This is a genomic window from Burkholderia sp. Z1 (assembly GCF_014893795.1).
GTDB classification, from domain to species: Bacteria; Pseudomonadota; Gammaproteobacteria; order Burkholderiales; family Burkholderiaceae; genus Burkholderia; species Burkholderia theae.
In genome coordinates, this window is the sequence record NZ_JACFYL010000002.1 from 2388420 (window position 1) to 2400655 (window position 12236).

The window sequence follows — 12236 nt, forward strand, 5'->3', positions numbered from 1 at the left end:
GCGAATGCAAAAAGGGCGCGTGCGGCATCTAGCCGCACGCGCCCTTTTGCATGACTCGCCGGAGCGGCGGGCCGGCGGGCCCGCCTCGCTGCTTAGCGCGAGCCGAGCGAATACGGACGGTTCATCGCCGCTTCGCGATCGATCTTGCGCATACGGAATTCGAGATCGTAGATGTCGGTCGCTTCGGACAGGTACGCCTCGGCGCGCTCTTTACGGGCCGTTTCAGCGTTCTTGGTCAGCATCAGGAAGAGGTGGCTCAGCAGGTACATGGTCGATCTCGCAATCCAAAGGTTCTTTGACTAGGGTTTTCCCGAATTATAGGGAAAACCCTAGGCTTTGGCCAGCGTCGATCAGACGATGCGTCGTTCGGTCGCCACAGTCCGGCGATGTGTTTCGAAAAAGGCCCAGATCATCGAGCTCGCATCGGGGCCGACGGCCGCATGGAACGGCACGGCTTCGTCGCCGCCGGCCCATGCATGATCGAGCCCTTTCACATGGCAGAGCCGCACGACCGGTTCGCCATCGCGGCAGACATCGGTGATCTGCGCGCCCGACTCGCGCGTCTCGACCCGCTCGCCGCCGCGCAGCGCGCCGCGGCTGTCGGCCAGCCCGTTCAGGCGCATGAACTGCACCGTCAGCTGGTCGGCATTCTTCGGCGCGACGACGTGGTCGCCGTCGCCCTGGACGATCAGCGCGGGCATGCCCGGATACGTACCGGCCTCGACCAGCGCATCGACGGCCGCGGCCGGGTTCTGCCGCAGCCCACGCCGCATCACGTCCATCGCGGTGATGCCGGAATTCGCCTCGCCGAGCGCGGGGCCCGAGTGCAGTGCCACCGCCGCGAAGCGGTCGGGATGGTGCAGTGCAAGAAGCGCCGCAAGGCCCGCGCCGGCCGACAGCCCCGCGACGTAGACGCGCGACGCATCGAAACCGTGTTCGTCGACGACCGCGTCGACGAGCGATGCAACCGAATTCGCCTCGCCGCGGCCCGCGCGCTCGGTGTCTTCGTACCAGTGCCAGCAGCCATGCGCGTGCGCACGCAGCGACTGCTCTGGATACAGCACCGCGAAACCGTGCTTGTCGGCCAGCAGGTTCATCCGCGTGCCCTGCACGAATTCGTCGACGGACTGCTGGCAGCCGTGCAGCATCACGACGAGCGGCATCGCGCCACGCCGGCGGCCGGGCGGCACGTAAAGGCCATACGCGAGATTCTGGACGAGACGCCCGAGCGCGGGCGTCATCGGATGTTCGCCGCGCGTCCATTCACCCGCCGCCCATGCCGCCGCACGCGGACGCACACGCGATTCGCGCGGCGGGGACAGATCGGATACGGCGGGAGAGGCAGCGGCCTCGAGTGCGTCGCGTGTGATGCGCTGCGCATCGCGCACCGCATGTTTGGCGGCCGGAGACAGCATGCGTTTCATGCCGCCCAGCCACACCTTGGTCAGACTTTTGGTCATCGATCGGGCTCGCAGTCAGGAAAAATAGGGGCGCCATGAGAAGGCGCCGCAACGGATGCATCGTTCGGCTTTGTGCAATGCACCATAACATTGTTTCTGGGATTTTTCCTGCGCGCGGATAGTTCCCGGTGGCGCAAAAAACGGGGCGCGTGCGCACGCGGCGCTATACTGGGGTTTCGCCGCTTGTATCCGTTGTAGTCGTTCTTCCCGGCTCGCGCGTTGATTTAAGCATCCTCCCCGCCTCCGTTCGTCCGTTTTCCGATGTTCGACCTGTCGTCTCACCTGTGGATCATGATCACCGCGTTCGGCGGCGCCGGCCTGACCTTGCCGCTCGCGATCACGATTGCCGTCTGGCTCGCGCTCGGTTACTCGTGGCAGCGCGCCACCGCCTGGCTGGGCGTGCTGGCGGCCGCGATCGGCGTGGTGGCGCTGACGAAGATCGCGTTCCTCGGCTGGGGCATCGGCATCCGCGCGTGGGATTTCACGGGGTTCAGCGGCCATGCGATGCTGTCGACGTCGGTCTATCCGGTCGCGATTTTCCTGATGCTGATCCGCACGCGCACGCCGGTTCGGATCGTCGGCATCGCGCTCGGGCTCGCGGCCGGCGTCGCGGTCGGCGTATCGCGTGTCGCGCTCGACGCGCATTCGCCGTCCGAATCGATCACCGGCTGCATCGTCGGCGCGATCGCCGCGCTCGCGTTCATCGCCGGCTCGTGGCGTGCGGTGCCGCACCGCTGGTCGGTGCCGGCGGTCGTCGCGAGCCTCGCGCTCGTCACCGTCGCGCTGCACGGCATCACGGTGCCGTCGCATCGCTGGGTCACCAAGGTTGCGCTGCAACTGTCGGGGCACGAGCGCCCGTTCGTCCGCGCGCGCTGGAAGGCCAATCCGAACTACCGCCCCGCGTCGCAGCCGTCGTCGCTGCAGCGCACCGAATCGGCGACGCACACGCTCCACACGTGACAGGCCGCCCGGCCGTCACGCCCGCCTCCTTTCAGGTCTGACCAATTCATGCACACCGTCGCATGATCGGTATGTCGAGCGTTATAACCCGCCCTATATTACGATTACGTTTTCCACCCATTCAAAACGAATCCACCATGCGCTCACCCGTCCGTCCGCTTCGCCGCACCCTGCTCCGCCTGCTGCCGATCGTCACGCTTGCCGCCGGTGTCGGGTTCAGCGCGCCCGCCTCCGCCGCCGACGAACTGGTCGTGTCGGCGGCCGCCAGCCTGACGAACGCGTTCAAGGCCGTCGGCGACGCGTACGAGAAGCAGCATCCGGACACCAAGGTGCTGTTCAACTTCGGTGCGTCGGACGTGCTGATGCAGCAGATCGCCAAGGGCGCGCCGGCCGACGTGTTCGCATCGGCCGACCAGAAGGCGATGGATCGCGCGGCCGACGAAAAGGTGATCGTGCCCGGCACGCGCCGCGACTTCGCCGCGAACTCGCTCGTGCTGATCGTGCCGGCGGACAGCCACGCGGCCGCGCCGACGTCGCTGAACGACCTGACCGCGCCGGGCGTGAAGCGCATCGCGTACGGCGACCCGGCATCGGTGCCGGTCGGCCGCTACACCGAAGGCGCGCTGCGCGCGGCCGGCGTGTGGGACGCCGTCAGCGCGAAGGGCGTGCTGGCCGCCAATGTGCGCCAGAGCCTCGACTACGTTGCGCGCGGCGAGGTCGACGCGGGCTTCGTGTTCGGCACCGACGCCGCGATCATGCCCGGCCGCGTGAAGGTTGCGCTGACGGTGCCGACCAAGACGGCCATCACCTATCCGATCGCCGTGGTCAAGGACAGCCGCCACGCCGCGCAGGCGCAGTCGTTCATCGATTTCGTCTCGTCGGCGCAGGGCCAGGCCGTGCTGTCGACGTTCGGTTTCAAGCCTGCGGGCAAGTGAGCATATGGAGATGCAAGGCGCCTGGGTACCGCTGCTGCTGTCGCTGAAGGTCGCCGGCTGGGCGACCGCGCTCGACATCGTGCTCGGCGTCGCGGCCGCGTTCGCACTCGCGCGCTGGCGCTCGCCGATGCGCGACGTCGTCGATTCGCTGCTGACGCTGCCGCTCGTCCTGCCGCCGACGGTGCTCGGCTATTACCTGCTCGTGCTGCTCGGCCGGCGCGGCGTGTTCGGCGCCTGGCTCGACCAGCTCGGCATCGAGCTGGTCTTCACGTGGCAAGGCGCGGTGATCGCGTCGATGGTCGTCGCGTTTCCGCTGATCCTGAAGTCGGCGCGTGCTGCATTCGAAGGCGTCGATCCGCATCTCGAACGCGCCGCGCGCACGCTCGGGCTCGGCGAAGCCGCGGTGTTCTTCCGCGTGACGCTGCCGCTCGCCACGCGCGGGATCCTCGCGGGCGCGCTGCTCGCGTTCGCACGCGCGCTCGGCGAGTTCGGCGCGACGCTGATGATCGCCGGCAACCTGCCCGGCCGCACGCAGACGCTGTCGGTCGCGATCTACGCGGCCGTGCAGGCCGGTGACGACAGCACGGCCAACTTCCTCGTGCTGGTGACGTCGATCACCTGCGTGCTCGTGCTGCTCTCGGCCGGCTGGCTCGTGCCGGCGCGCGCGTCGCGGAGTCAGCTGACATGAAGCATCTGTCTCGTCCGTATCGGCTGTTTCGCCCGGCGGCCGGCTTGCTTCGGCGGAGGCCCGCATGAGCCTCGTCGTCGACATCCGCAAGACCTACGCGAACGCCGAGCGCCGCTTCACGCTCGACATGTCGTTCACGGCGACGACGCAGCGCGTCGTGCTGTTCGGGCCGTCCGGCGCGGGCAAGAGCATGACGCTGCAGGCGATCGCCGGCCTGCTGTCGCCGGACGAAGGCACGATCACGCTGAACGACGAACCGCTGTTCGACGCCGCGCGCCGCATCGACGTGCCGACCCGTGCACGCCGCGTCGCGTATCTGTTCCAGGATTACGCGCTGTTTCCGCATCTGAACGTGCGCCAGAACATCGCGTTCGGGCTCACGCCGGGGCTGCGCAACCCGCGCGCGAAAACGGTGCCGCCCGAAGTCGCGTACTGGCTGCACGCATTCGATCTCGAATCGCTCGCGGGGCAGTATCCGTCGCAACTGTCGGGCGGGCAGAAACAGCGCGTCGCGCTGGCGCGCGCGCTGGTCGCGCAACCGCGGATCCTGCTGCTGGACGAACCGTTCGCGGCGCTCGACGGCGCGATGCGCCAGCGCATGCGCCACGAGCTCGCCGAACTGCAGGCGCGGCTCGATATCCCGATGGTGCTGATCTCGCACGATCCCGACGACGTCGCCGCATTCGGCGACCAGGTCGTGCAGTTGAGCGAAGGACGCGTGCAGGCGACATCGCCGCACGCCGAGTGGCCGACGCGCGTCGCATGAGCGCGCGAGGCCGTGGTCGTGGCAGGCACGTTGGAGCCTGAGAGAAGCCGCATGTAGCGGCACAAGCTGAAAACGGAAACGAAGCCGGCGCCAAGCAGACGCTGCGCGACGCCGGCTTCACTCCGTCCCTCTTCGTACGCGCGCCGAAGCGCGCCACCCTGCCTGGGCCGTCAGCCCGTCACCGCGAGAATCACGCTCGACGCCTTGAACAGTGCGATTGCCCGCCGGCCGTCGGCGAGCTGCAGCGCATCGACGCTGTCGTTGGTCACGACGGCCGTCAGCGTCCCGCCGCCGTCGAGCGCGAGCGTCACTTCGCTGTTCACCGCGCCCGCCGCGACGGATTCGACGCTGCCGTGCAGTTGGTTCCGTGCAGACACCTTCAGGTCGGGTGCGCCATCGTCGACCGCGAGCACGACCCACGACGCCTTCACCAGCGCGCATGCGTCCGCGCCCGCCTGCAGACCGAGCGCATCGGCGCTTTCGTGCGTCAGCACCGCGACGACCGGCTGCCCGCCTGGTAGCGTGAGCGTCACCTCGTCGTTGACCGTGCCGCGCACGATCGACGCGACCTTGCCGAACAACTGGTTGCGCGCGCTGGTCTTCATCCCGATCCGGCCGATCAGCGCCCAGTCGACGTCGAAGCCGGCAACGGCCGCGCTCGCGGCCTCGATGAAACGGCGATGCTCGCGCTCGATCGTGCGGAACGCGGCGATCAGCGACGTCGCGCGCGCGGTCAGCGTCGTGCCGCCGCCGCCCTTGCCGCCCGTCGAACGCGCGACGAGCGGTTCGCCGGCGAGATTGTTCATCGTGTCGACCGCATCCCATGCGGCCTTGTAGCTGAGGCCGACGGCCTTCGCCGCGCGCGTGATCGAACCGGTGTCGCCGATCGCCGCGAGCAACGCGATGCGCGTGGCGCCGCCGAGCGTCTGCTCGCCTGCGCGCAACCACAGTTCGCCGCCCAGTTCGAGCGGTTCGGAGGACGGGGAAGAATGCGGTGCGTCGGTCATCGGGAGGCGTGCGGGAAACGGGTGGCCATTATAGTCAGCGTACGCCGCTCAACCCGGCTTGCCATCGAGCTTCGGCGGACGCAGGCTGGCCAGCAGCGCCTCGGCGTCGCGCGCCGCGCGCTGCTCGAGCGCCGCGCCGTAACCGCGCACGAAACCGAGCTGGTACGGCGGCGCCGCCAGCTGCTCGAGATGATGCAGCGCGACGATCGTGTCGTTCGCTTCGCCCAGCACGCTCTGCACGCGCGTGAGCGTCTTGACCGTCTCGGTGCGTGTACGGCGCGACGCCAGCGATGCAAAGAATTCGAGCGCATAGCGCAGCCGCTTCGCATCGATCCGCACCTGATGGCGCGCAGCGGTATCGAGCGAAGTGAGCGACGGCGATGCATATAGTTCGCCGAACAGCCGACGCACGCGCTTGGTCGCATGACGCCGCAGCGAGGGCGCGTCGCCGGCTTCGGCAGGCGGCAGCGCGAGCGAGCTCAACCATTCGAGCCAATCGAGCGTCAGCCGCGCATAACGGGCCGAGTGCAGCGCCTGCCGCAGTTCGACGCGCGCGGTCACGCACTGCGCGCGCGCCGCGTCGAGCGTGCCGTCCCAGTCGGCGCCGCCGCCGTCGGCCGCGATCAGCGCGGGCAGGCTTTCGGTCGAAAACACGTCCCAGTCGCGCACCGTGCCGAGCAGCGCGGCAAGCCAGCGCAGGTCGACGCCGAAGGTGTCCTGCCATTGCCGGTCGGCGAACAGCGGGAAGAAGCGCATCAGCGTGCGCAGGCGGCGCAGCGCGACGCGCATCTGGTGCACGAATTCGGGATCGTCGCGATCGAGCACGCCACCCTCGTTGCCGAGCCATTGCGCGGCGATGTCGCCGGACAGCGCGAACAGCGCGGTGCGCTGCGAGCGGATGCCCGTCAGGTCGACGAGCTGCGCCTTGACGGGCCTGGTGGCAGCCGGCTCGCCCGCACAAGCACGGTCGATCACGCTCGTCAGTTGCACGAAGGCGGGCCATGCGCCGCTCAGTTCGCGCGCCGCGGCAAACAGCGCGTGCAGCGCGGCCGTGCGCGCGGCGAGGGTTTCCCAGTCGGGCGCGGTGAGACGCAGCTCGACGTAGCGGCGCGGCGACTCGCCGCCTCCGTGCAGCGTGACGTCGTCGAGCGTCATCTCGACCACGACGCCGCTATCGTCCGCCCACCGCCCGCGCCGCCGTTCGCTGACGAGGCGCAACGCCGTCGATTCGGGCAGTTCACCGGCGGCCGAGGGCGCGGTGGCGTTCGGCGCGACGCCGTCGACTTCGCCGATCGCCGCATCGGCATCGGCGGGCGCGGCGGTCACGGGGATAGGTAGCGGCATCGCGACGACGATCCCCGCATGCTCCGCGTCGAACAGTTCGCGCTGCGTGACGCCGGGCGCGAATGCCCTGGCGCGGGACGCGACGACCCGCCTTCCATGCGCATTCGATTCGACCCAGGTCCACCAGCTCGCGCCGGGGCTCCGCTCGGCCTCCTCGACCTGGCACGGCTCGATCGTCACACGTTCATGGCCTCGACGCATCCGGACCTGCGGACAAATTCGCCAAGCGCGCACGAGTTCGGCGCCGAAGTCGCGCTGCGTGCCACGGGCGCGACTCGCAGCCTTGACCGGCCAACCTTCCAGCGACAGCGACAACACGATTTCCAGCACACGCGACATGGAGGCTCCCGCACATGAAGAATCGCCGGCGCATCGACCGCGCCGGCGTCGCCTGTGAAGCAACTTCCATAGTACACGTCGGAAAACCGGTCAGGCGACGATCTGGCCCTGTCGCCCTGTCGCACATCAAACGGCGTATTGCGCGATGCCGTTGCCGAACGACCAGTCCTCCTTCAGCACCTCGACGAGACTGATGAATACGTCCTGCTGCCGCACGCCGGGCTGCTGCGCGAGGTTCTCCGCAATGGTCCGGTACAACGCCCGCTTCTGCTCGAGCGTGCGCGTGTTGTTCGCAGTGATCTGGATCATCACGAGATCGTCGCTGCGTTCGATATCGAGGTAATGGCGGCCGAACACGAAGTTCTCGGCCGCATGCTCGGTCACGACCATGAAGATGTCGTCCTCGGGCACGTTGAACGTGTGCATCAGCGCGCGATGCACGCCGTCGACGAGTGCCGCGCGGTAGGCGGCCGGTTTGCCTTCGCGCACTGCGATTCGGGTGAATGGCATGGTCCTGCTCCTGTCGGTGACATTGAAGAACGGAAACACGGCGTCAGGTTAGGTCCACCGAACTATAATAAACAGCCATCGACGCATATTTCATCCATTTACATCTGAAATGAAAGTACTCGACCTCGATGCCGTGCGCGCGTTCGTGCTGGTCGCCGATCTCGCCAGCTTCACGCGCGCCGCCGATGCGCTCGGCACCACGCAATCGGCCGTCAGCCTGAAGCTGAAGCGGCTGGAAGCCCACCTCGGCAAGCCGCTGCTTGAGCGCACGCCGCGTGTGGTCAAGTTGGCCGCCGACGGCGAGAACTTCCTGCCGGCCGCCCGTGCGCTGCTCGACGCGCACGACCACGCGCTCGGCGCGATCTCGGCCGGCACGCATCGCCTGTCGCTCGGCGTCAGCGAGCACGTCGCGGTGCCCGACCTGCCGGCCGTGCTCACGAGCCTGCATCGGCAGGATCCGGGGCTGTCGCTGGAAATGCATCTCGGGATGTCGTCGAGCCTGCTCGTGCAATACGACGAACGCCGGCTCGACGCGGCGATCGTGCGGCACGAACCCGGCGAGGATCCGCCGCGCGAAGACGGCGCGCTGCTGTTTACCGAACCGCTGGCCTGGCTCGCCGCGCCGGACTGGGCACCGCGCGCGGACGAGCCGCTGCCGCTCGCGGTGCTGGCCGGCCCGTGCGGTGTACGGGCCGCCGCGCTGCGCGCGCTCGACCTTGCGGGGCGGCCGTGGCGCGAGCGCTTCACCGGCGGCGGGGTCGCGGCGGTCACGGCCGCCGCCGCGGCGGGGCTCGCCGTCTGCCCGCTCGCGCGTCGCGTCGCGCCGCGCACGCTGGTCGACGTCGGCGCGAAATTCGGGCTGCCGCCGCTGCCGCTGTCGCAGGTCGTGCTGTATTCGCGGGTGCGCGACGCACGCGCAGCCGCCGCGTTGCGCAGGTTTGCCGACAGCCTTGCAATCTCGGCGTAAACTAACGGGTTCCGCCGCCCGCAATCTCCTGAAGAATTCCGATGAAGCCCGAAGCCCGCAAGCACCTCCGCGCCAACCTGCTGATGCTCGCCGCCGCCGCGATCTGGGGCACGGCTTTCGTTGCGCAACGCCTGAGCCTCGACGTGATCGGGCCGTTCCTGTTCACCGGGCTGCGCTTCCTGCTCGGCGCGCTCGTGCTGGTTCCGCTGCTGATGCTCAACGCGGCATCGCGCGCGCAACTCGCGGCGATCCGCCGCGATCCGGCGCTGCTGCTGCCGGGCCTCGCGCTCGGCGGGCTGCTCGCCGTGTCGATCTCGCTGCAGCAATTCGGCCTGCAGTACACGCGGGTCGCCAACGCCGGCTTCATCAGCTCGCTGTATGTGGTGATTGTGCCGCTGATGGGCGTGTTCGCGCGTCACCGGATCGGCGCGGGCACCTGGTTCGGCGCGCTGCTCGCGGCGATCGGCCTGTATTTCCTCAGCATCGACGAGCATTTCTCGGTGCTCTACGGCGACTGGTTCCAGCTCGCGGGCGCCGTCATCATCGCCGCGCACGTGATGGCGGTCGGCCATCTCGCGAAGCGCCACGATCCGCTCGTGCTCGCGTTCATGCAGTTCGCCGTATGCGGCGTGGCGTGCCTCGTGGCAGGCCTCGTCATCGAGCCGGTCAGCGTCGCGATGCTGCGCGGCGCGCTGCCGACGCTGCTGTACGGCGGGCTGCTGTCGGTCGGCGTCGGTTATACGCTGCAGGTCGTCGCGCAACGCGACGCGGCGCCTGCGCACGCAGCCGTGATCTTCAGCATGGAAGGCGTGTTCGCGGCGATCGCCGGCTGGGCCGCGCTCGGCGAAACGCTGACGCTGCGCGCGCTGTTCGGCTGCGCGCTGATGCTGGCCGGTCTGCTCGCGTGCCAGTTGCTGCCGAACGGCGACGCCCGGAAAAAGGACGAGGACGCGCTGCCGGCGTGACACGCACCGTCCCTATAATGGCGGTTCGCGTGACTTCCACGCCAACCGCTTCCGACAGGCCTGCTCCGTGACGTCCACTTCCGTCGATCCCGCCGCCGACCTGCTGCGCGAACGCGCAGCGCACTACGCCACCGAGGCGGCGCTGTTCCTGCGCGACCAGGCGCTCTCCACCGCATCGCACGACCTGCGCAGCCCGCTGAACGCGATGCATAGCTGGGCGTACGTGCTCGAACGCCAGCTCGCCAGCGCCGACCCCAACCTGCAACGCGCGCTCGCGGGCATCCGCACGGGCATCGACCAGCAAGTCGCGCTGATCGACGACGTGCTCGACGCGCCGCGCGCGGAAACCCGCACGCTCGCGATCGCGCCGCGGCCGTTCGCGCTGCGCGCGCTGCTCGACGACACGCTCGCGCTGGTCCGTTTTGCGCTCGCCGATGCACGGCAGGTCGCGCTCGATGCAACGCTGCCGGACGGCGAACCGTCGCTGACCGCCGACCGCGAACGCATCGCGCAGGCACTCTGGACGATGCTGACGGCCGCCGTCGAGGCCAGCGCCACCGGCGGCCGCGTGACGTTCGCGTGCGCGCGCGACGGCGCGCAGTTCGTCGCGCGCGCCACCTGCACCGTGAACGCCGACGCACTCGCCGATCCCGCGCAGCCGCACGCGTTCGAATCGTTCGCGCGCCGCGAGATGCTGCGCGAGCGCGATGCGAAGCGGATCGCCTGGGCGCTCGCGCTCTGCCAGCGCGTCGCGCTCGCGCACGGCGGCACGTTGTCGCATACCGCGTTCGCCGACGGCGCAACCGCCGTCATCACGTTCTCCGTCCCCTGCGAGGCGCCGGTGTAAGTCATCGGCCGTTCGCTCGATACATTACAAATTCCTTTCTGGCTCTATACTGATGGGCCTTACATAACCGGAGCGATTCTTTGGTACAGATCTTCGCGCTCATCGGCGCGTTGTTCCTGGTGGCCCTGAACGGGTTTTTCGTCGCGGCCGAATTCGGCCTCGTCAAATTGCGCGCCACGCGCGTCAAGACACTGGCCCGCAAGCACGGCCTGCGCGGCCGCATCCTCGGCATCGTGCACGGCCGGCTCGACGCGTATCTTTCCGCGTGCCAGCTCGGCATCACGCTCGCGTCGCTCGGCCTCGGCTGGGTCGGCGAACCGGCCTTCGCGCAATTGATCGGCCCGCTGCTCGACCTGATCGGCGTGCAGTCCGAACGCGTCGTGCACCTGATCTCGCTGGTGTTCGCGTTCTCGCTGATCTCGTTCCTGCACATCGTCGTCGGCGAGCTCGCGCCGAAATCGATGGCGATCCGCCAGTCCGAGAAGGTCGGCCTGTGGGTCGCGCTGCCGCTGTATGCGTTCTACTGGGCGATGTATCCGGCGATCTGGGTGCTCAACAACAGCGCCAACGCGGTGCTGCGGCTCGCGGGGCTGTCGGCCGACCACGGCGGCGACGCGCACTACTCGACCGACGAGCTGAAGCTGATCCTGCGCAGCCGCCGCAGCACGGCCGGCAACGCGGCCCAGCCCGCGCGCGGCACGTACAGCAACGACGAGTGGAACACGCTCGCGCATTCGCTCGATTTTTCGTCGATGACCGTGTCGGACCTGATGCGGCCGGCGCATGAAATGATCGGCCTGCGGCGCGACCTGCCGCTGCCGGACAACATGGAGATCGTCGCGCGGCACCGTTTCAGCCGTTATCCGCTGTTCGAGGATGCGTCGCGCGAACAGGTGAGCGGGCTGATCCACCTGAAGGACCTGCTGCTCGCACGTCACGCCGGTGCGGCACTCGAAGACCTGTCCGACTACGTGCGCCCGGTGCAGTACGTGAAGCCCGACACCCCGGCGCTCGACCTGTTCCGCCGCTTCCGCAAGGGCGCGCCGCACTTCGCGCTGGTCGGCAACAAGGGCGAGAAGCCGATCGGCTTCCTGACGCTCGACAACCTGCTCGGCGCGCTGGTCGGCCAGATCCACGACGAGTTCCGCCAGGGCGACGCCGACTGGAGCCGCCTCGACGACGGCACGCTGATGGGCAAGGGCAGCCTGCCCGTCGTGTCGCTCGAGCAGGCGCTCGGCATCGACATCGACGAAGGCCGCGCGGAATCGGTCGGCGGCCTCGTGATCCAGGCGCTCAGCGACCTGCCGACCGAAGGACAGCGCGTGTCGTTCGACCGCTTCGACGTCGTCGTGAAGAAGATGAACGGGCCGCGTATCGTGCTCGTGCGCGTCTATCCGAAGATCGCGAAGGAGGCCGACGAATGACGGCCTTTCGTGGTCGTCGCCGCA

At 68.7% G+C, this 12236-nt stretch carries 13 protein-coding genes; 8 read left to right on the forward strand and 5 right to left on the reverse strand.

The window, feature by feature from the left end; all coding sequences use genetic code 11:
- Positions 1 to 92 precede the first annotated feature (92 nt).
- A complete protein-coding gene (locus H3H55_RS27625; RefSeq protein WP_080970993.1) occupies positions 93 to 269 on the reverse strand; it encodes a DUF3563 family protein in 177 nt (58 codons plus the stop codon).
- Between the two features lie 81 nt (positions 270 to 350).
- A complete protein-coding gene (locus H3H55_RS27630; RefSeq protein WP_193101007.1) occupies positions 351 to 1460 on the reverse strand; it encodes a PHB depolymerase family esterase in 1110 nt (369 codons plus the stop codon).
- A gap of 261 nt (positions 1461 to 1721) precedes the next feature.
- On the opposite strand from H3H55_RS27630, the gene H3H55_RS27635 reads away from it, so the two are divergent.
- From H3H55_RS27635 to H3H55_RS27650, 4 genes are all read left to right on the forward strand, one after another.
- Positions 1722 to 2420, forward strand: a complete 699-nt coding sequence (locus H3H55_RS27635) for a phosphatase PAP2 family protein (RefSeq protein WP_048250221.1) — start codon at positions 1722 to 1724, stop codon at positions 2418 to 2420.
- Positions 2421 to 2557: 137 nt separating this feature from the next.
- A complete protein-coding gene (modA, locus tag H3H55_RS27640; protein ID WP_048250220.1) occupies positions 2558 to 3355 on the forward strand; it encodes a molybdate ABC transporter substrate-binding protein in 798 nt (265 codons plus the stop codon).
- Positions 3356 to 3365: 10 nt separating this feature from the next.
- Positions 3366 to 4043 (forward strand): molybdate ABC transporter permease subunit, encoded by a 678-nt coding sequence (gene modB, locus H3H55_RS27645; RefSeq protein WP_129516854.1) that lies wholly within the window; start codon positions 3366 to 3368, stop codon positions 4041 to 4043.
- A gap of 64 nt (positions 4044 to 4107) precedes the next feature.
- A complete protein-coding gene (locus H3H55_RS27650; protein ID WP_193101008.1) occupies positions 4108 to 4809 on the forward strand; it encodes a sulfate/molybdate ABC transporter ATP-binding protein in 702 nt (233 codons plus the stop codon).
- A gap of 170 nt (positions 4810 to 4979) precedes the next feature.
- Here the strand turns inward: H3H55_RS27650 and H3H55_RS27655 are convergent, their stop codons facing one another.
- From H3H55_RS27655 to H3H55_RS27665, 3 genes are all read right to left on the reverse strand, one after another.
- Positions 4980 to 5816 (reverse strand): TOBE domain-containing protein, encoded by an 837-nt coding sequence (locus H3H55_RS27655; RefSeq protein ID WP_193101009.1) that lies wholly within the window; start codon positions 5814 to 5816, stop codon positions 4980 to 4982.
- A gap of 48 nt (positions 5817 to 5864) precedes the next feature.
- Positions 5865 to 7499, reverse strand: coding sequence for a CHAD domain-containing protein (locus H3H55_RS27660; protein ID WP_193101010.1), 1635 nt, complete (start codon positions 7497 to 7499; stop codon positions 5865 to 5867).
- Between the two features lie 126 nt (positions 7500 to 7625).
- On the reverse strand, positions 7626 to 8009 hold the full coding sequence (locus H3H55_RS27665) for a tautomerase family protein (RefSeq protein ID WP_047901420.1): 384 nt from the start codon (positions 8007 to 8009) through the stop codon (positions 7626 to 7628).
- A 109-nt stretch (positions 8010 to 8118) separates the two neighbouring features.
- Between H3H55_RS27665 and H3H55_RS27670 the strand changes: the two genes are divergently transcribed.
- From H3H55_RS27670 to H3H55_RS27685, 4 genes are all read left to right on the forward strand, one after another.
- Positions 8119 to 8976 (forward strand): LysR family transcriptional regulator, encoded by an 858-nt coding sequence (locus H3H55_RS27670; protein ID WP_193101011.1) that lies wholly within the window; start codon positions 8119 to 8121, stop codon positions 8974 to 8976.
- A 41-nt stretch (positions 8977 to 9017) separates the two neighbouring features.
- Positions 9018 to 9941: a DMT family transporter gene (locus H3H55_RS27675; protein ID WP_129516849.1), complete on the forward strand. Its 924-nt coding sequence runs from the start codon at positions 9018 to 9020 to the stop codon at positions 9939 to 9941.
- Between the two features lie 67 nt (positions 9942 to 10008).
- On the forward strand, positions 10009 to 10788 hold the full coding sequence (locus H3H55_RS27680) for a sensor histidine kinase (protein ID WP_193101012.1): 780 nt from the start codon (positions 10009 to 10011) through the stop codon (positions 10786 to 10788).
- 80 nt (positions 10789 to 10868) lie between these two features.
- Positions 10869 to 12212, forward strand: coding sequence for a hemolysin family protein (locus tag H3H55_RS27685; RefSeq protein ID WP_129516847.1), 1344 nt, complete (start codon positions 10869 to 10871; stop codon positions 12210 to 12212).
- Positions 12213 to 12236 lie beyond the last annotated feature (24 nt).

What these genes read in the sequence shown, in the direction of transcription:
- H3H55_RS27625 (WP_080970993.1), bottom strand. Translation starts at nt 269, where the DNA reads ATGTACCTGCTGAGCCACCTCTTCCTGATGCTGACCAAGAACGCTGAA.
- H3H55_RS27630 (WP_193101007.1), bottom strand. Translation starts at nt 1,460, where the DNA reads ATGACCAAAAGTCTGACCAAGGTGTGGCTGGGCGGCATGAAACGCATG.
- H3H55_RS27635 (WP_048250221.1), top strand. Translation starts at nt 1,722, where the DNA reads ATGTTCGACCTGTCGTCTCACCTGTGGATCATGATCACCGCGTTCGGC.
- modA (WP_048250220.1), top strand. Translation starts at nt 2,558, where the DNA reads ATGCGCTCACCCGTCCGTCCGCTTCGCCGCACCCTGCTCCGCCTGCTG.
- modB (WP_129516854.1), top strand. Translation starts at nt 3,366, where the DNA reads ATGCAAGGCGCCTGGGTACCGCTGCTGCTGTCGCTGAAGGTCGCCGGC.
- H3H55_RS27650 (WP_193101008.1), top strand. Translation starts at nt 4,108, where the DNA reads ATGAGCCTCGTCGTCGACATCCGCAAGACCTACGCGAACGCCGAGCGC.
- H3H55_RS27655 (WP_193101009.1), bottom strand. Translation starts at nt 5,816, where the DNA reads ATGACCGACGCACCGCATTCTTCCCCGTCCTCCGAACCGCTCGAACTG.
- H3H55_RS27660 (WP_193101010.1), bottom strand. Translation starts at nt 7,499, where the DNA reads ATGTCGCGTGTGCTGGAAATCGTGTTGTCGCTGTCGCTGGAAGGTTGG.
- H3H55_RS27665 (WP_047901420.1), bottom strand. Translation starts at nt 8,009, where the DNA reads ATGCCATTCACCCGAATCGCAGTGCGCGAAGGCAAACCGGCCGCCTAC.
- H3H55_RS27670 (WP_193101011.1), top strand. Translation starts at nt 8,119, where the DNA reads ATGAAAGTACTCGACCTCGATGCCGTGCGCGCGTTCGTGCTGGTCGCC.
- H3H55_RS27675 (WP_129516849.1), top strand. Translation starts at nt 9,018, where the DNA reads ATGAAGCCCGAAGCCCGCAAGCACCTCCGCGCCAACCTGCTGATGCTC.